The sequence below is a fragment of the Flammeovirga sp. SubArs3 genome (assembly GCF_947387565.1).
Taxonomy (GTDB): domain Bacteria; phylum Bacteroidota; class Bacteroidia; order Cytophagales; family Flammeovirgaceae; genus Flammeovirga; species Flammeovirga agarivorans.
This window is the reverse complement of sequence record NZ_CANDOA010000002.1, coordinates 816,240-833,174: the sequence shown is the minus strand read 5'-3', so window position 1 is coordinate 833,174 and position 16,935 is coordinate 816,240. Positions and strand designations below refer to the sequence as shown.

Annotated in this window: 19 protein-coding genes; 7 read left to right on the top strand and 12 right to left on the bottom strand. The window is 33.9% G+C overall.

Annotated elements, in window-relative coordinates; genetic code table 11:
- Positions 1-59: 59 nt before the first annotated feature.
- The 5 genes from QL232_RS08030 to QL232_RS08010 all read right to left on the bottom strand — a co-directional run bounded on the left by QL232_RS08030 (position 60) and on the right by QL232_RS08010 (position 3,784).
- The gene (locus QL232_RS08030) at positions 60-653 is read right to left on the bottom strand and encodes a 1-acyl-sn-glycerol-3-phosphate acyltransferase (RefSeq protein WP_281613720.1); all 594 of its coding nucleotides are present in this window, start codon (positions 651-653) and stop codon (positions 60-62) included.
- 124 nt (positions 654-777) lie between these two features.
- A complete protein-coding gene (locus QL232_RS08025) occupies positions 778-1,497 on the bottom strand; it encodes a tRNA threonylcarbamoyladenosine dehydratase (RefSeq protein ID WP_211093191.1) in 720 nt (239 codons plus the stop codon).
- Between the two features lie 34 nt (positions 1,498-1,531).
- The gene (locus QL232_RS08020) at positions 1,532-2,197 is read right to left on the bottom strand and encodes a TatD family hydrolase (RefSeq protein WP_281613719.1); all 666 of its coding nucleotides are present in this window, start codon (positions 2,195-2,197) and stop codon (positions 1,532-1,534) included.
- 89 nt (positions 2,198-2,286) lie between these two features.
- Complete coding sequence (locus tag QL232_RS08015; RefSeq protein WP_281613718.1) at positions 2,287-3,195, bottom strand: PfkB family carbohydrate kinase; 909 nt, start codon at positions 3,193-3,195, stop codon at positions 2,287-2,289.
- Positions 3,196-3,412: 217 nt separating this feature from the next.
- Positions 3,413-3,784, bottom strand: coding sequence for a hypothetical protein (locus tag QL232_RS08010; protein WP_281613717.1), 372 nt, complete (start codon positions 3,782-3,784; stop codon positions 3,413-3,415).
- Positions 3,785-4,017: 233 nt separating this feature from the next.
- On the opposite strand from QL232_RS08010, the gene QL232_RS08005 reads away from it, so the two are divergent.
- Complete coding sequence (locus QL232_RS08005; protein ID WP_281613716.1) at positions 4,018-5,019, top strand: META domain-containing protein; 1,002 nt, start codon at positions 4,018-4,020, stop codon at positions 5,017-5,019.
- 68 nt (positions 5,020-5,087) lie between these two features.
- Here QL232_RS08005 and QL232_RS08000 read toward each other — a convergent pair whose 3' ends face one another.
- Positions 5,088-6,155, bottom strand: coding sequence for a lactonase family protein (locus tag QL232_RS08000; protein ID WP_281613715.1), 1,068 nt, complete (start codon positions 6,153-6,155; stop codon positions 5,088-5,090).
- Between the two features lie 111 nt (positions 6,156-6,266).
- Between QL232_RS08000 and QL232_RS07995 the strand changes: the two genes are divergently transcribed.
- The 4 genes from QL232_RS07995 to QL232_RS07980 all read left to right on the top strand — a co-directional run bounded on the left by QL232_RS07995 (position 6,267) and on the right by QL232_RS07980 (position 9,839).
- Complete coding sequence (locus QL232_RS07995; RefSeq protein WP_168880976.1) at positions 6,267-6,536, top strand: SelT/SelW/SelH family protein; 270 nt, start codon at positions 6,267-6,269, stop codon at positions 6,534-6,536.
- A 31-nt stretch (positions 6,537-6,567) separates the two neighbouring features.
- The gene (locus QL232_RS07990; protein ID WP_281613714.1) at positions 6,568-8,208 is read left to right on the top strand and encodes an FAD-binding oxidoreductase; all 1,641 of its coding nucleotides are present in this window, start codon (positions 6,568-6,570) and stop codon (positions 8,206-8,208) included.
- 114 nt (positions 8,209-8,322) lie between these two features.
- Complete coding sequence (gene gldA / locus QL232_RS07985; RefSeq protein WP_281613713.1) at positions 8,323-9,231, top strand: gliding motility-associated ABC transporter ATP-binding subunit GldA; 909 nt, start codon at positions 8,323-8,325, stop codon at positions 9,229-9,231.
- A gap of 38 nt (positions 9,232-9,269) precedes the next feature.
- A complete protein-coding gene (locus QL232_RS07980) occupies positions 9,270-9,839 on the top strand; it encodes a redoxin domain-containing protein (RefSeq protein WP_281613712.1) in 570 nt (189 codons plus the stop codon).
- 82 nt (positions 9,840-9,921) lie between these two features.
- On the opposite strand, the gene QL232_RS07975 is transcribed toward QL232_RS07980, so the two are convergent.
- From QL232_RS07975 to QL232_RS07960, 4 genes are all read right to left on the bottom strand, one after another.
- Positions 9,922-11,472, bottom strand: a complete 1,551-nt coding sequence (locus QL232_RS07975) for a M20/M25/M40 family metallo-hydrolase (RefSeq protein WP_281613711.1) — start codon at positions 11,470-11,472, stop codon at positions 9,922-9,924.
- Between the two features lie 115 nt (positions 11,473-11,587).
- Entirely contained in the window at positions 11,588-12,379 is a 792-nt protein-coding gene (gene murI, locus QL232_RS07970) for a glutamate racemase (RefSeq protein WP_281613710.1), read from the bottom strand.
- 2 nt (positions 12,380-12,381) lie between these two features.
- Positions 12,382-13,293: a hypothetical protein gene (locus QL232_RS07965; RefSeq protein ID WP_281613709.1), complete on the bottom strand. Its 912-nt coding sequence runs from the start codon at positions 13,291-13,293 to the stop codon at positions 12,382-12,384.
- A 9-nt stretch (positions 13,294-13,302) separates the two neighbouring features.
- Positions 13,303-14,403 carry a DUF1573 domain-containing protein gene (locus QL232_RS07960; RefSeq protein ID WP_168880969.1) on the bottom strand — a complete coding sequence of 367 codons (1,101 nt, stop codon included), beginning with the start codon at positions 14,401-14,403 and terminating at the stop codon, positions 13,303-13,305.
- Positions 14,404-14,691: 288 nt separating this feature from the next.
- Here QL232_RS07960 and QL232_RS07955 point away from each other — a divergent pair, with 288 nt between their 5' ends.
- Both QL232_RS07955 and QL232_RS07950 read left to right on the top strand, forming a co-directional pair.
- A complete protein-coding gene (locus QL232_RS07955; RefSeq protein WP_168880968.1) occupies positions 14,692-15,249 on the top strand; it encodes a SiaB family protein kinase in 558 nt (185 codons plus the stop codon).
- A gap of 11 nt (positions 15,250-15,260) precedes the next feature.
- The gene (locus QL232_RS07950) at positions 15,261-15,638 is read left to right on the top strand and encodes a DUF1987 domain-containing protein (RefSeq protein ID WP_168880967.1); all 378 of its coding nucleotides are present in this window, start codon (positions 15,261-15,263) and stop codon (positions 15,636-15,638) included.
- Between the two features lie 75 nt (positions 15,639-15,713).
- On the opposite strand, the gene xerD is transcribed toward QL232_RS07950, so the two are convergent.
- Both xerD and QL232_RS07940 read right to left on the bottom strand, forming a co-directional pair.
- Positions 15,714-16,619, bottom strand: a complete 906-nt coding sequence (gene xerD, locus QL232_RS07945) for a site-specific tyrosine recombinase XerD (protein WP_281613708.1) — start codon at positions 16,617-16,619, stop codon at positions 15,714-15,716.
- Positions 16,619-16,924: a hypothetical protein gene (locus QL232_RS07940; protein ID WP_168880965.1), complete on the bottom strand. Its 306-nt coding sequence runs from the start codon at positions 16,922-16,924 to the stop codon at positions 16,619-16,621. The genes xerD and QL232_RS07940 overlap by 1 nt, the downstream gene beginning before the upstream one ends.
- Positions 16,925-16,935 lie beyond the last annotated feature (11 nt).

The following is a 16,935-nucleotide window of genomic DNA, read 5'->3' as shown; positions in this document are numbered from 1 at the left end:
AAAGTTACCCCATTTTAATAAGGTAACTTCTCAAAAGACAATTATTTCTATGGAATTAATTAGTCGATATATCTTTGATCTAAAGAAAATAATGCAGGAAACTTTGGTGCTGGAGCAGCTTTTTTATAAGCTTCAGTGATATGTTTCATATCCGCTTCAAAATCTCCTGTCGGCATAAATGCCTCAATTACTCCCCCAATCTTTTTATCAAAATCTAAATATGCTAATAAGATAGGAACTTTGGCTTTTAAGGCTACATAATAGAAACCCGACTTCCATTCAGTTCTTAATGACCTCGACCCTTCAGGAGGAATTACTAATGCTAACTCTTCATTCTCGTCGAACAAGTTGGCCATAGCATCTACCATACTAAGACGTTCTGCTCCTTTGGTTTTTGGTCTTCTATCGATTCCAATGGCACCCATAGGTTTAATAGCAATACTCAAAGGAAAACGTATCCACTCTCTTTTAATTGCAAACCTTAGTTTAATACCAATCTGACGCATAGCTGAAACCATATAAACAGCATCCCAGTTGGAAGTATGTGGAGCCGCCAAGAAAACGCTACGCTTCATGGTTTCTAATGGGATATGGTCCACTTTGATTTTCCATCCGTTGAACCAAAAAAGGAATCGAAAAATTAATCTTATCATTCTAGTTTATCACTTATATCGTGATGCTTATGGTTTAGTATTTCTAATGTATCTAGATACATTAGTTAAACATTGCTGGTCTTGTATTTGTGACAAAATCGAAAAGTTTTTTTACTAATTATTCTTAATTCTCTACGATGTCTCTAATTGCGACCGAAGCACAAGTCAAACCAAAAACAGCTGGCATATATGAAATGGTACCTATCGTAGATCTTTTATGTTTCACACCATTCACCTCTTTTACTTTGCTCTTATCAATTAATTCTGGTGAGAACACAACTTTCAACTTACGCTTTACGCTTTTTGCTTTGATTCTTTTACGAATCATCTTGGCAAGGTTACAGTTGTAAGAATCTTTTAATCGAGATACTTTCGTTTGCGTAGGGTCCATTCTACCACCAGCACCCATTGAACTAATAATACGTAGTTTCTTTGAAATGGCAGTTTCAATCACTGAAATCTTAGGCTGTAGAGTATCAATACATTCAATAACATAATCGTATGGATGTGCTGACAGTAAGGCCTCAATATTTTCACCGTCAAGATATTCCTCTCTAATCTCTAATTGAGCGTTAGGGTTAATATCTTTAATTCGATTACCAATTACAGAAGCTTTTGGTTGATTGTCTGTACTAATTAAAGCAGCAATTTGACGGTTCCTGTTCGATTGTTCTACAGTATCACCATCAACAATTGTAATTTTACCTACACCTGCTCTTGCAATAGCTTCAGCAGCAAAACCACCAACACCACCTACTCCAATGATTAATACGTGAGCATTACCTAATTTATCAAGTCCTTCTTGTCCAACTAAAAGTTCTGTTCTTTCCTGCCAGTGTCCCATAATAATGTTTAAGTATATTTTTTGACGGGCAAATTTAAAGAAGTCCTTCAATTTTGGGAAATAACTCCTTGGCTATTTCCATTTTTTCTATTCTCAATTGCTCTTTTTCAATCGTTAAAATTTCTGCACCCTTAGTATACAATTCTTCAATAGTAAGATTTTTATCGTCATCAGTCTCAAATAGTGCATATTTTGGATCTATACACTTTAGTGTTTCTACTGTTTTTTTATGTCCGTTCATCAGCATTTTGCCGAAAGATAGATAACATCCATTTTTTATAAGTTGTAAACCGGACTGTAGATTTCCTGTAAAACCGTGTACAATCCATGGCTGCAGACACTTTTCCTGTTTTCTTAATTGAATAATATATGGATATGTACGAACGGCATGTATTATCAGTGGTTTATTATACTTTTCAGATAACTTAATATGCTCAAGAAATATCTCTTTTTGTAGCTCAAATGGAGTTGAAATTACTCTATCCAAACCTGATTCTCCAATAGCATCTATTTTATCAATATCTATTTCCAACTGTCGCAAACACCACTCAACATCTATTTCATTGATATGCCATGGGTGAATTCCTGATGAAATAAGTTGTAAAGAATCTGTTACTAAAGAATGTTGAATAAATTGATTCCAAACAGATACTTCATCATGATTTTGAGGAAAATGACTATGAGCGTTAAAATATTTCAAGCGAATTGAATTATGGTTTACTTAAAAAATGAAAATAAAAAAAGGAACACCGCATTGCAATGTTCCTCCATATTTTAAAGTAAAATATATTAGAAGTTAGTTAACTCTTCAAATTCTTTTACTCTTGCTTCTAAATCTGCTTCAGTGATTTCTAATAAACGTTCTGTACCAAATTTCTCAACACAGAAAGAGGCCATTGCTGAACCATAAATCACTGCTTTTTTCATATTATCAAATGAGATATCATCTGTTTTTGCCAAATAACCAATAAAGCCACCTGCAAAAGTATCTCCAGCACCTGTTGGATCAAATACTTCTTCCAATGGCAATGCTGGCGCAGAGAATACCTTATCCTCATGGAATAATAAAGCACCATGCTCACCTTTCTTGATGATTAAGTACTTTGGTCCCATAGCCATAATTTTCTTCGCTGCTTTTCTTAAAGAATATTCACCAGATAATTGACGAGCTTCTTCATCGTTGATAGACAATACGTCTACCATAGAAATCGTTTTCATCAGGTCTTCTAAAGCGATATCCATCCAGAAGTTCATTGTATCTAATACAACTAACTTTGGTTTGTTTTCTAAACGCTCAATTAATGTAGATTGTACTTGAGGAGAAAGGTTACCCAACATTACATATTCCGAACCTTGGTAGTTAGCAGGAACAATTGGGTCAAAATGTTCTAAAACATTCAATTCAGTAACTAATGTATCACGAGAGTTCATATCATTATGATATTTACCAGCCCAGAAGAAAGTTTTTTCACCTTCTATGATCTGTAACCCCTCAGTATCAACACCTTGCTGCTCTAATGTACTGATATACTCTTTCGGAAAGTCATCACCTACTACTGCAACTACTTTTACAGGTTTCGTGAAGAAAGAAGCAGAGATAGTGATATACGTACCAGCTCCACCAATAATTTTATCTGTTTTTCCGAAAGGTGTTTCGATAGCATCAAAAGCTACTGAACCTACTGTTAATAAACTCATCTTTATTATTTAAGTCTAAATGTATTTCAATTGTTGATTAGAAAAATTGCTCATTGTATTCATAACATTGATAAAAATTTCTAAAAGCTCACAAATTTAAACATAAAACATTGAAAATAAGAAAGACTGTACCACCTCTTTACGGTAATACAGTCTTAATATTAATCAATCTTGTTGATAACTTTAAATAATCGGATTTCTCCTTACAATATTCTATTTATAAAGTTGGGAAGTTTTCTACATCACAACTATATTCCAAAGCTTCTAGCTCCAATTTCACCTCTTCAAGAAGTTCTATAGCTTCATCATCATTTGATATATTATTGTTTTCATCTAATACCAAATAGATCACAAGGCAATTATAGTTTTCATTTAAGAAGTCTAAAATATCTTCAGACTCATTCTGAATTAACTCACAGTCTTTATCTGAAATTGCAGTTCTTACTACATTTCGATACTCTAAAAACTGAGCGGAAATATATTCATTATTACATGCAGTTACTTTTGATTCTTCATCCGTTTCACAACCCCAAAGAAAAGTCACAGCAGATAATAGTAATGTCCTAAATAATAACAATTTGATTGTCATACACACGTCTCTATTCTAATTCTTTCTAAAAGACAATTGAAAATACGAAATGAACAATTCAAATAATAATTTTTTTCTGGTTTTGTAAAAACTGATATTTTTAACTTAAATTAACCCAAGGTAATATTTTAAATATCAACTAGTTACATACTTTTATCATGTGATTTAGTAAAAGATCGAACAAAAAAATTAAAAGACTCGTTAATCAATATCAGAACAAACTACATGTTTATATGACTAAAATACTTAAATACAATTTCATTTTACTCCTCGCTGCATTAGTATCTGCATGCGCAACATCAAAACAACCTAATGCACAACATAAAACAATTACAGTTGGTCCTCAAAAAGCTGATTGTGTTGGTGTTGGCCCTCAAGAATGTTTACAAATTAAAGAAGGTGATGCTACCACATGGAGTAATTTCTACGGTTCAATTGAAGGTTTTGATTATGAAGAAGGCTATGAATACGTTTTAAATGTAGCTGTTTCTCAAGTTGACAACCCTCCAGCAGACGGTTCATCATTACATTATAAATTAGTGAAAGTAGTGAAGAAAACGGAAAACAAATACCCTCTATTAAACGGTACTTGGGTAATTACCACTTTAAATGAAAAAGAGACTAACCCATTAATCACATACATTAATTTTGATACTTCAGAAAACAGAATCAATGGTTTTGCCGGTTGTAACGGCCTAGGTGGAAGTATGGAATACAATGCTGAAGACGGAACAATAAAGTCAGGCCCATTTATGTCTACTATGATGTTCTGTGAAGAAGTAGCTGAAAATGAAAGAGCACTTGGTAAAATATTAGAAAACTTTAATGCTTTTGATATCTCTGATGATATATTGACATTAAAGAAAGATGATGAAGTTTTAGTTACTGCTAAAAAAGGTGTGAACCACATGAATTTCTTTAGAAACTGGGAAGTGTCATTTATTGAAGGAGTTGATGATTTCAACGGGCACATTCCTAACTTTATCATTACAAATAAAGGTGAAATTTCCGGTTCAGGTAGCTGTAATAACTTTCATGGAAAAGTAACTATGGATGCTTATTCAACTACTATTAAAATGGGACCATTAGCAGCCACAAGAAAAATGTGTCAAGACAATAATGTTGAAGGAGCATTTTTTGCAAAAATGGATCTTGTAGATAACTACAAAATTGTAGACGGTGAGTTGCAATTATTATCAGGACAACAAGTAATAATTAAAGCAAAAAGAAAATAATTATTCACCCACTCAATAAAAAAAGCCCAACTGTAAAAGGTTGGGCTTTTTTGTTATCATTTTCTGGTTTAGAAAACTACATTAACGGGCATACTCATTTCTAGAATAGTTTTAAATTCGAGTAAACCTGTTTTTTTATTTCTTTCAAATAAGGAAAGGTTATTAGAATCTTGATTGGCAACTACAATAAAGTCTTCTTTTGGAGATAATGTAAAATCTCTCGGAGATTTACCTTGCACATCTTGATAGCCAATATTGGCAATTAATCCCGATCCTTTGTCCACTTTAAAAATTGCAATGCTATTATGTCCTCTATTTGAGGCATATAAAAATTTTCCATCTTTAGACATTTTAATAGCAGCACATGTATTATACTCTTTAAAGTCTTCTGGTAATGTAGATACATTGGCCAGCTCTTTATATTGCCCTTCTTCATTGGTATTATAGATCGTAATCTTTCCCTCTAGTTCATTAAGAACATACAATATATTACCGTGAGCAACAAGATGACGAGGCCCACCACCTGCAGGAGTACTTAATGTCTGTACTTCCATAAGCTTTGTTTCCTTTACATTATAGATATGAACTTTATCTGACCCCAAATCTACAGTAAATGTCTTTTTAAGCTTTGAATCATAATTTGCAAAATGTGCATGAGCTGCCTCCTGACGAGATTTATTTGGTCCTTCACCTTCATATTGAATCAATTGATGGAAAGGTGTCAGTAAACCATCTTTAATCTGGAACACCCCAACATTACCTCCTGAATAATTGGCTACAAAGACTGTATTATTACCATCTAGTGAAACATGGCAAGGATGGGCTCCTCCTGATGGTACCTTATTGACAAAAGTAAGGTCACCTGTAGATTTATCAACAGTGAATAAGCTTACCTCTCCACCGTCTGTCTCATTCACAGCTACGGCAAATTTTCTATCTTTTGAATAAGCTACATAAGATGGCTGAACAGATTTTGCTGCAACACCTTTCATCTCAAGTGTCGCATTTTTTGCATCTAAATGTACTTTATAAATTCCTTCTGATCCTTCCTTCGTATAAGTTCCAACTAAAAAGTCTTGGGCATACGTGCTTACACCTAAAAGCATAGCACACACTGTCATTAGTTTTTTCTTCATCTCTTCGTTTATTAAAAAATTGAGAATACTTAAAAATAAGGAAAACATTTTTTTAAATTGTGGATATTATATTGATAGGATCAATTTGTCGACTAACAACATCATCTTTTTATGAAATTTAAGATTACAATCGAATATTGTACGTTATGCCAATGGACACCTAGAGCTGTTTGGATGACTCAAGAGTTACTTTATACTTTTCACCAACAAGTTTCAGAAGTAAGCTTGATCCCTACTGATGGGGGCGTTTTTAAAATTTCTGTAAATGACCAACTTGTTTGGGATAGAAAAGAATCGGGTTTTCCTGAACCAAAAGCAGTAAAACAAAAAATAAGAGATGTTGTTGAGCCAGATAGATCATTAGGTCATTCCGACAGGTAACACATTCAGTAATTGACATTTATAGTAGAAAATGAAATCTGCTTTTAGACAAACATACAGACAGGTTCTACGTTGGGGGAACCCGACTGTGGAAGCTTCATTAAATGAAAATACTAAAAAAGTAATTCAAGATTACACAGGTATTCCTGCTCTTGAAGTTACTTTACCTACTTTTCTTCCAGGGGAAAAAGAAGTAAAAGTTGAAAAAGAAATCAACCTCTTGCCTTCTTATGTAAAAACCTTTACTGAAATTGTAGGAGCTGAAAATATTGGTACATCAGATTTTGAAAGAGCACAACATAGTGCAGGGAAAAATTATGGTGAACTCGTCAGTCTTCGAAAAGGTATTGTTCACTATCCGCCAGATATTATTGTTTCACCTAACGATCACCAACAGTTAGAAGAAATTATTCAAAAATGTCAGGAATGGAAATTAACCGTTATCCCTCATGGTTTAAGATCTTCTATGAGTAAAAACATTGGTTTCAATAATGGCGGTATTGCCATTGATATCAATAAACACTTAAATAAGGTTGTTTCCATTGATGAGGAAAGCTTAACGGTTACAGCTCAAGCGGGAATTAGCGGACCAGAATTAGAAAACTATCTCAATAAAAGAGGTTACACATGTGGTCACTTCCCTCAATCTTTTGAGTTCTCAACACTTGGAGGTTGGGTCAGTTCTAATGGCGTAGGATTGGGATCTACGGGTTACGGGACGATCAAAGATATCGTTTTAGGACTAAAGGTCGTAACTCCTACAGGAACATATTCTAATGAAATTTACCCGAAGACTTCTCAAGGGTATGATGTGATGTCATTATTTATTGGAGCAGAAGGGACATTAGGAGTCATTTCTGAAGTAACGATCAGCATTAGAAAGTATGAGCAAAAACATTCAAAATCAACATCTATAATTTTCAAGAACTTTGAAGATGGATGCCTTGCCATGAGAAATTGTATTCAAGGTGGTTTTGGAAAACCTCATTTTTTTAGATTATCTGACTCAGAAGAGACCGAAATCGACTTTAGAATAAATGGATACAATGGTTCATTCTCAGATAGAGCTATCAAAACATTAGGGTATAAAACTAATGAAAGGTGTATTATGCATGTTTCTGTAGATGGAGACGAAGATTACACATCTTTTGTGATTAATAAAATTAAGTCTGTGTCTGCTCAAAGTGGTGGTCGAAATTTAGGAAATAAGTTTGCAAAAAAATGGTTAGAGACTCGTTTTAGTAGTGCATATATGAGAGATCCTCTGATGGACTTAGGGTTGATTACTGATATTCTAGAAACTTCAGTGACTTGGAAGGACCTTGGTCAACTTTGGAAAAGTGTAAAAACTTATATCAAAGCCAAACCTAATACTATCTGTATGGCCAATATTTCACATGTCTACGAAAATGGTGTCAATTTATATTTCTCAGTAATTACACCTACCGATAAAGTGTCTCCTAGAGAAGATTATGAACATTTTCATAAAGGTTTTATAGGGACAATCTTGAAAAACAAGGGAGCTTTATCACATCACTATGGAATTGGCAGAGCATTAGCTCCTTGGTTAAAAAATAAGATAGGAGATCAGTCTTATCACTTGATGGAGTCGATAAAAAAAGAGATCGACCCCAATAATATCATGAATCCAGGAAGCCTTTTTATACAATAAACATGTATGCGATCCCGCAATATCATTCAGATTAAAAGTGTAAAAAACACCTAAAATGATGCGGGATTCTATACATCTTTAACTCACGACACAAAAAAACTGTATTTTTACACCATGAGTATCAAAGTAAATCAACTAACAAAAGTTTACGGTGAACAGAAAGCTGTCAACAATATAAGCTTCGAAGCAAAACCTGGTGAAATTCTTGGTTTTCTTGGACCCAATGGTGCTGGGAAATCCACTACAATGAAAATAGCTACATGCTATATTCCCCCAACTGAAGGTAGTATTCAAGTTTGTGGTTATGATGTCGTCGAGAATCCCATCGAAGTACGCAAACGAGTTGGGTATTTACCAGAACACAACCCTTTATACCTAGATATGTATGTTAGGGAATACTTGGACTACTCTGCATCTTTATACAAACTAAAAGGCCAGCAAAAAAAACAGAAGATCGAAGAAATGATCGAGTTAACTGGTCTTACTAGAGAAAGAAAAAAGAAAATTGGAGCCCTATCCAAAGGTTACCGTCAGAGAGTAGGTTTAGCACAGGCATTAATCCATGACCCCGAGGTATTAATCTTAGATGAGCCTACAACAGGATTAGACCCTATTCAACTAGAAGATATCCGTTTACTTATCAAAAAGGTAAGTAAAGATAAAACAGTGATGCTTTCTACTCATATTATGCAAGAAGTCCAAGCACTATGCGATAGAGTGGTTATCATTAGAAAAGGTGATTTGGTCGCTAATGACAAAGTCGATAACTTAAGACATTTAGGTCCAAAAACATCCTTGAGTCTTAAATTCGAAAACCCTACGGATGCTCAATTCTTACAAGCAGTTGAAGGTGTTGATAAAGTAGAGATCATTGAAGACCGCTCTGTAATTGTTCATTATTCCAATGAACTTGATTTAAGAGGTGATATCTTCAGAGCTACTGCTTCCAACAATCAAGCAATTATTGAGATGAATACTCAAGTGCAATCTATGGAAGAAATTTTCCAGCAATTGGCTCAATAACTTAAAGCTATTATTTACTATTTCATTCAAAAACTATCATGAAGCTATATCTATTTGTCTTTTTGTTCCTTACTAGTCTATCAATTACAGCTCAACAATTGAAAAAGAATGGTGATAACTATGAGATTAAGTACAAGAAAAAAAGTAAATACCCTATGGGTCCTGAATTAGGAAGTAAAATCCCAATAAAGGAAAACCTTAAAGACATATATGGAAATACAATTTCAATTTCAGAACTGGAAAGTGGTATTACTGTCTTAAACTTTTGGTTTATAGGATGCAAAGGGTGTAAAATGGAAGAACCGAACCTGAAAGAATTATCATCCTATTTCTCTGATAACTCAAATATTAAATTTGTAAGTATCTGTAGATCCAGCTCAGATTTAATTCATAGTTATTATACTAAATATGGCGAATTTGGTTATAAAACTGTTAGTGTAGAAAGGCCATATGTAATCGATAATTTTAATATTGTTGGTTTTCCTACTCAATTATATTACGTCAATGGGATCCTAAAAGATAAAACTTCAGGAGCAATGAATGAAGAGTACCATTTAGAATGGATGAAGAATTATCTTGAAAAACAGATAAAAGAAAATACGCTATAATTTCTAATTATATACTAAAAAAATAAAGGCACAAAGATGGTTTTATTCTCTTTGTGCCTGTATTTTTTATTTACATATATTGTTACTCATTAGCAATATCCCAAATGCTCAAATAACTTAATTTTGTAATTTCAGTTGCTTTATCCATCATTATTTTTTCCGAATGATCTGAAACTTGGTGGTAATCTTCATGTCCTCCTGTATGGAACCAGAAGTACGGAATTCCAAAATTATCAAAGTTCACATTATCAGATCCTCCGGCTTCACCTCTCTTTGTTTTACCATCGAACATCTCTAGGTTAAGGCTATATTTCTCAATATTTGATTGACTGATTTCCCATGTTTCAGGGTTCTCCGCATTATAGATAAAACTTACTTGATTATCCTTACTATGCCAATCTCCTCTTCTACCAATCATATCGAAGTTGAGGTACATATTTATATCTTGAGTTTTCACATAGTTTCTTAAGAAGTTTAATGAACCATGTAATCCTTTCTCTTCTGCCGTCCAAGAAGCAAATAAAATGGTTTTCTTAGGTTGTACACCTGTAGCCTTTACTGCTTTTGCAATACCTAATACTGCGGCTACTCCAGAAGCATTATCATCTGCACCATTCCATACATATCCTTCTCTTTTACCTAAATGATCATAATGTGCTCCAATCATCACAATACTATCAGGCATACTACCTGTTACTTGTGCTAAAACATTCCTTACTCTTTTACGTTCTACCACAGCATTGGATTTAAACTCAGCTGATACAGCTTTTAGTTGTGGTGAGTAGATTTTTTTATTTTCTAAGGATTTGATGTATTGATTTACACTACTAATATTCAACAAAACCGCAGTGATATATTCACCACCCATAAATACTGGTGCTATCTTGCTAGCTTCAGATACTGGACTATATAATCTTGTATCATAAAAAGATGATAACGGTTGATCTCCTTCGTAATATTTTCTATTATCTCTAAACGGATAATTACTAGATGTTTTTGGCAAGTCTCCAAAAGGATCAATTTCAATAATCGCTAATGCACCATACTTTTCAGCAAGTTTTTCTTTCAATTTATGCACTTGCTTTGCTGGTTCATCCTTGAAAGCATTCCCTACTTTACCATTTTTTGGGGCTCCTTTTAATCGTACCCAAACCTTACCTTCATAATTTTTCTTGTAAAAATCAGAGTAGTTTAAAGAATCCACTTCTATTCCATACCCAACAAAAACTAGCCTTCCTTTTCCTTTTACAGAAGATGGAGCAGCTTTCACCTCAAAGTCTGTATGATAGGCAAAAGTAAATTCCTGACCATTTTCAGTTGCGATAGAAAGGTGTTGCTTATCTGCGGCTTTATATTCCAATACATCAAAAGATTGAAAATATGTAGGTTTTCCATTCACTGTGTCGCCTGCAGGTTCTAATCCCATAAACTCATACATAGAAGCAATGTATTCCGCAGCTCTGTAAGCTCCCGGCCGGCCGGCCTCTCTTCCTTCCATCCAATCAGATGCAAGGTATGTTAAAGTAGAATTAATGGTTGATTCCTCAATCTCTTTTAGTCCTTCATCTTTTGGTGTTTGTGCAAATACATTTAAGGTACTGAGTAAAAATACAGTGATTAATGATTTTTTCATGATTGATTTAATGGTAGTAGTTTCAATATTTATGATGAATGTTATGTTCTAAAATTCGCGATTTTGGGACAGAATGGGAATTGTTGTACGTTAATAATAATGTATGTGATCTTCATTAAGACCAATCGTAAGCAAATAGGGTGTTATCGCCATTTACGTCAACTAGTTTTAATACCGATGCTCTAAAGTTTTTAACATCGGCATGAGAGGTAATAAACTGGTAAAATTGGGCTTTCCCTTTTTTGGGGAAATCAAGAATGGTTTCTTTAATTCTTACTACCTGTTTAGCTACGGCTGGTGCTGGGTCAATTAATGTAACATGTTCTCCTGCTAGTTTCTGTATATCTTCAAATAGAAATGGATAATGTGTACATCCCAAAACTATTTGATCTACATTCTCTTCCTTCATTTTCTTTAATAGAGGGTAAAGTACTTGCCAAGATTTATAAGTATGCATTTTATGTGCCTCCACTAATTCTACTAGACCGGTACCAGGCTGGATAACCACTTTTATATCTTTTGCATATTTCTCTTTTGTCTCATTAAATAGTTTCCCAGAGAAAGTACCTTCAGTGGCTAAAACACCCACTGCTTTAGTTATTGAAGATAATGCTGCAGGTTTTATCGCAGGCTCCATTCCTACAAACGGAATATCGTAGCTGTTTCTTAAATGATCAATTGCTGCCGCTGTTGCTGTATTACAAGCTACAACAATAATTTCAGCGCCTTGTTCAATTAAAACTTCTGTGATTTTCTCCGCTCGATTGATCAAATATTCTTTTGATTTCTGACCATATGGACAATGCTCATGATCTGCATAATAGATCAAAGGAGTATCAGGAAGAGTTTCCTTTAGTACTCTAAAAACTGAAAGCCCTCCGTAACCAGAATCAAACAATCCTATCATTATTATCTATTTTTTTTTCTAGGGTCATTAGCATCAAAGAAATGCCAAGATACCAATAGGTCTTGTACAACTTTAGTATTTAGTGTTCCTACTTCATTAGAATTAGGGAAGTAAGCAAATACTTTATTATCAAAAGGATAAATAAATACCTCTGCATTGTAGTCAGCGACTAAATCTTCCATGATGATTTCACAAAATGGTCGATACTTTTTAACTGTATCTTCTATGAAGCTATTTCTTACCTCATACTGATCTACCTGAACTCTTGGTAAGGAAGTTACGAATTGATAAACAGCAGCAGAATCTAAAGCTTTTACATTTTGAACAGAATAAAAAGGGTCTTTGAATGTTATATTAACATCATTTTCTGGATTTCTATTATATGTAAGTTCAAAATTCTTCAATGTTCTCCAAGAAGTTCTAAAAACTGTTTTATCTCTCCAATCTTTTTCATTGGCATCAAACAATTCTTCTAGGTTTAAGAACTGACCTGGCATTTCAATACTAAAGATTTCACCATTTCTATTTCCATATGCCATTACATCCCCTTCGGAAGCAATGGACCCTGTAAATACCGGAGTTGATGCGACATACACAGTAATATCTTTTCCGTCCGTTGGCATACTTTTCTTGTTCTCGATGATTTGTGTTTGTTGCATTGCTTGAAAAACACGTCCAACAAATATAGGTGAGACATCTACCTTACCATTCATTACCCACCTACCGTCTTCTAACCGAACAATAGACTGGCCATTAATGTCAAATTGATTAACTTGAGATAGGTCCGCTAAGTTGAAAAAGGGCTTTCCTTTTACATCGTTACTTTGCAAAGGGAAAACGGAAAAAACAGAGAATACTATGGCTGACACCAATATGATATTGACTCCAATTAAGACCTTTAGTTTATTAGTCATCGTTTATTTTTAGTTTTCTTCGGCTGTTTTTACATCTGCTTCAATTTGAAGCGTAGTTTCAGGATGATCAGGATCGTTTGTGATCACTGTGATCGACTTTGTTACTTTCCTATTGTAATTACCGGCAGTAAAAGTAACATCAAGTGTAGTACTTTCTCCCGGAGCCAATTGCGTTTTTTGAGGTTTTGTCGCTGTACATCCGCAAGAAGCTTTTACTTTTCTTATGATTAACTCATTGCCTCCTTTATTTGTAATTTTGAATGCAGTAGATTTTTTATCCAATGCTTTCATTTCACCAAACTCATGCTTTTTAGTATTGAACTCTACTTTTGGCCAAGTCGATTGATCTTTTGAGACATTACTAAAGTCTTCTTTGACATGAGCACTAATATTGATTCTCTTTTTGGGTTGCTTAATATCTGATGTTGGTAATTGAAAATATTCAAATAAATAACCATAATCCCCTTTCAAAGCTGCATCATAACTTATATATAACGTTGCAGTATCTTCGGAAGCTAATTTATCCTTAGAACCCCAAACTTTAACATAGTCCGGTGTCTTTGCATCCTTATAATTGATGGCGATTTCTGATTTTCCTTCATTATATAATACTGTACTCAACGTATCTTTGTCAGTATTTTTGATATTTGTAAATACTAAGTGAGTTGTCTTGAATCGAACATTTCCAATTTCCATAGGATACCAATCTTTAGGGCCTTTTGGTCTTGGAATTACATTTCCTTTTATCGTTAACAGCAATACTTGTGGTTGACCATCTGTTCTTACTGAAATCGTTTTATTAAATGTACCAGGTCTATTTTTTGTAGAGTAACTTACTTCTATAAACCCCTTACCACCAGCAGCTACCGGGTCTGTTGACCAATTAGGAGTAGTACAGCCACAACTTGCTTTTACACTAGTTAATTTTAGAGGTTTGTTTCCATTATTTGTAAAATCAAAGATTACTTTTGCATCTCCATCTTCTTCATTGATATCCCCAAAGTCATGCACTGTTTTTTCAAATTGAATCTTTCCTTGTCCGTAAGAATTGGACATTCCAAAGAAAATTGAAAATACTAAAAGCAGTACCGAACTAAATTTTGCTTTCATCTTATCTTATATTTACTTGAATTATATATATCTAACTAAGCTACTTCTTCGCTAAAACACAAAAATAAAAAGATCATTTATATACTGACAATCATTTTTTAGCGTTTATTGAATAAGTGGCAAAAAAGTTGTAACTAAAGTTTTGAATAGTTATTAAACTTTCATTAAAAAATAGTATAATTGGACTACAGTCCAATAACAGAATCAAGACTTTATCTAATTTTTTAGCTATCTGATTTTAGTTAAAGAGATTTTTTAAACGAACTAAGCATTAAGGCCGGAAGAATTATGGCATATATGGAACATTTTAGTGTTAAGACTTTCAAGCAACAACTGTCTGCTAGAAAAATCTCCTTGGCATTCCAAGGTATTTTTTCTCAGGACGTACTTGCTTTGATAGGTAAGAGTTTAAGGAACACTCCAGAAAGTAGGGTAATTGCTAAACGTCTTTTCGCCATTGTTATTGAAATGGCTCAAAATATTCACCATTATTCTGCAGAAAAACAATACTCTGAAAAGGATGGAAGAGATATTGGCGTGGGAATTGTAGCTATAGCTGAAGATGATGATCATTATATCATCACATCAGGTAACTGTATTATTAAAACAGAAGTTCCTCCTTTAATAGAAAGGGCAAACTATATTAATGGGTTGTCTCCCGATAAATTGAAACAATTTTACAGAGAACAACGCAAAGCTCCACAACGAGAAGGGAAACCTGGTGCAAACTTAGGTTTTATAGACATGGTTCGTAAGTCCGGAAACCCGATTGAAATAAACATAAAAGACTACGACGAGACCAGGTCATTTTTTATATTGTCAGTAAAAGTTAATAAAGAACTTTAAAATCAAATAGCATGGAAAACTTCCATATTGACGGATCCACATATATTCCAAGAATTGATTTCAATGCTCAGACAGGCGTTTTAGAATTGGAAGGCGAATCGTATCATGAGTATACTACTGAGTTTTTTGGCCCTATCTTCTCATGGTTAGAAGACTACCTAGAAGCTCCAGGAAAGGAAATTACATTAAACTTTAAGATGTCTTATTTTAATACTTCATCTTCTAGACGTTTCCTTGAAATATTAACAATGTTAGAAGATTACCAAAATGACAAAGAAGGTAAAGTTACTGTCAATTGGTATTACGAAGAAAATGATGTAGATATGTTAGAAAGCGGTGAAGAATACGCTGATGACGTTGAGCTTTCATTTAATTTACTTCCGTATTAAAGGATTAATATTAGTAGGACTACTAAAAAAATTCAAGGTTGCATGATATACAATTCAAGCAACCTTTTTTTATTGCTAATTTACTCTTGGATGAAACTCTGTCACCACTTGTTGGAGATAATCTTTATTAAGATGCGTATAGATCTCAGTAGTTGTAATTGATTCATGTCCTAGCATTTCTTGAACAGCCCTAAGATCTGCTCCACCCTCTACCATATGTGAGGCAAATGAATGTCTAAATGTATGAGGGCTAATATTTTTACCCAACTGGATTTCTTCTGCTAACCTTTTCACTATGGTGAAAATCATAACTCTAGTAAGCTTAGCCCCTCTTCTATTAAGAAAGAGTATACTTTCTGAACCTTTCTTTGGCGTTTTAGTATGTCTATCGTTTTGGAGGTATAAGTCCACTTGATGTATTGCTTCTTCACCAATTGGCACAAATCGCTCTTTATCTCCTTTGCCTACAACTTTAATAAAACCTTCTTCAAAATAAAGGCAGTCTAGTGTAAGGTTGATTAATTCTGAAACTCTTAGTCCGCATCCATATAGTACTTCGATAATAGCATGATTTCTCCTCCCTTCATAAGTAGTGTGGTTTATTGCTGCTATTAAGTTATCTATTTCTTCTACTTCAAGAGTATCTGGCAATTTTTTAGGTAAACGAGGAGCCTCTATCAGTTCGACTGGATTGTTTTCTGTCTGATCCGTTTCGTTGAGATATAAAAAAAATGATTTCAGTGAAGACAATATGCGAGCTTGAGAAGATGTGGCCAAGAAGAATTCTTTATTCAAGTACATCATAAATTGCATGATGTCATCTCTTGTTAAAGTATTAGGTGTCTCTGTCGATTCTATCAGTAATAGAAAGTCTTTTAATTTCTTTACATCCCGAATATATGCTTCCAGAGTATTATCAGACATTCCTCTTTCCAATCTCAAGTAAAGAGAGTAGTCTTTTATTGAAGTATTCCAATCCATTAAATATCGTCCATATTAGACCAACGTTCTCTCATTTTTTGCTTTTCCCATTCTCTTCTTAAAGCCAAACGAGCCAAAGCATCTGCAATATCAGTTAAACTACCTTGTTCAAAAGCCTCTTTTACGAGATCTTCTCGAACATCAATTCTATACAAACCGTTCATCAATCTTGAAGAGTCAGTACGTAATAGGTGTTCAAAATATTCTGATAATTTATCTGCTGTTTCTCCAAATGAATCGGCTTTGAAGTCAGGTTCTTCAATTTCAAAACGTTCCCGTAATTTATTCCAAGCTTCTAAATACATAGTCTACTGTT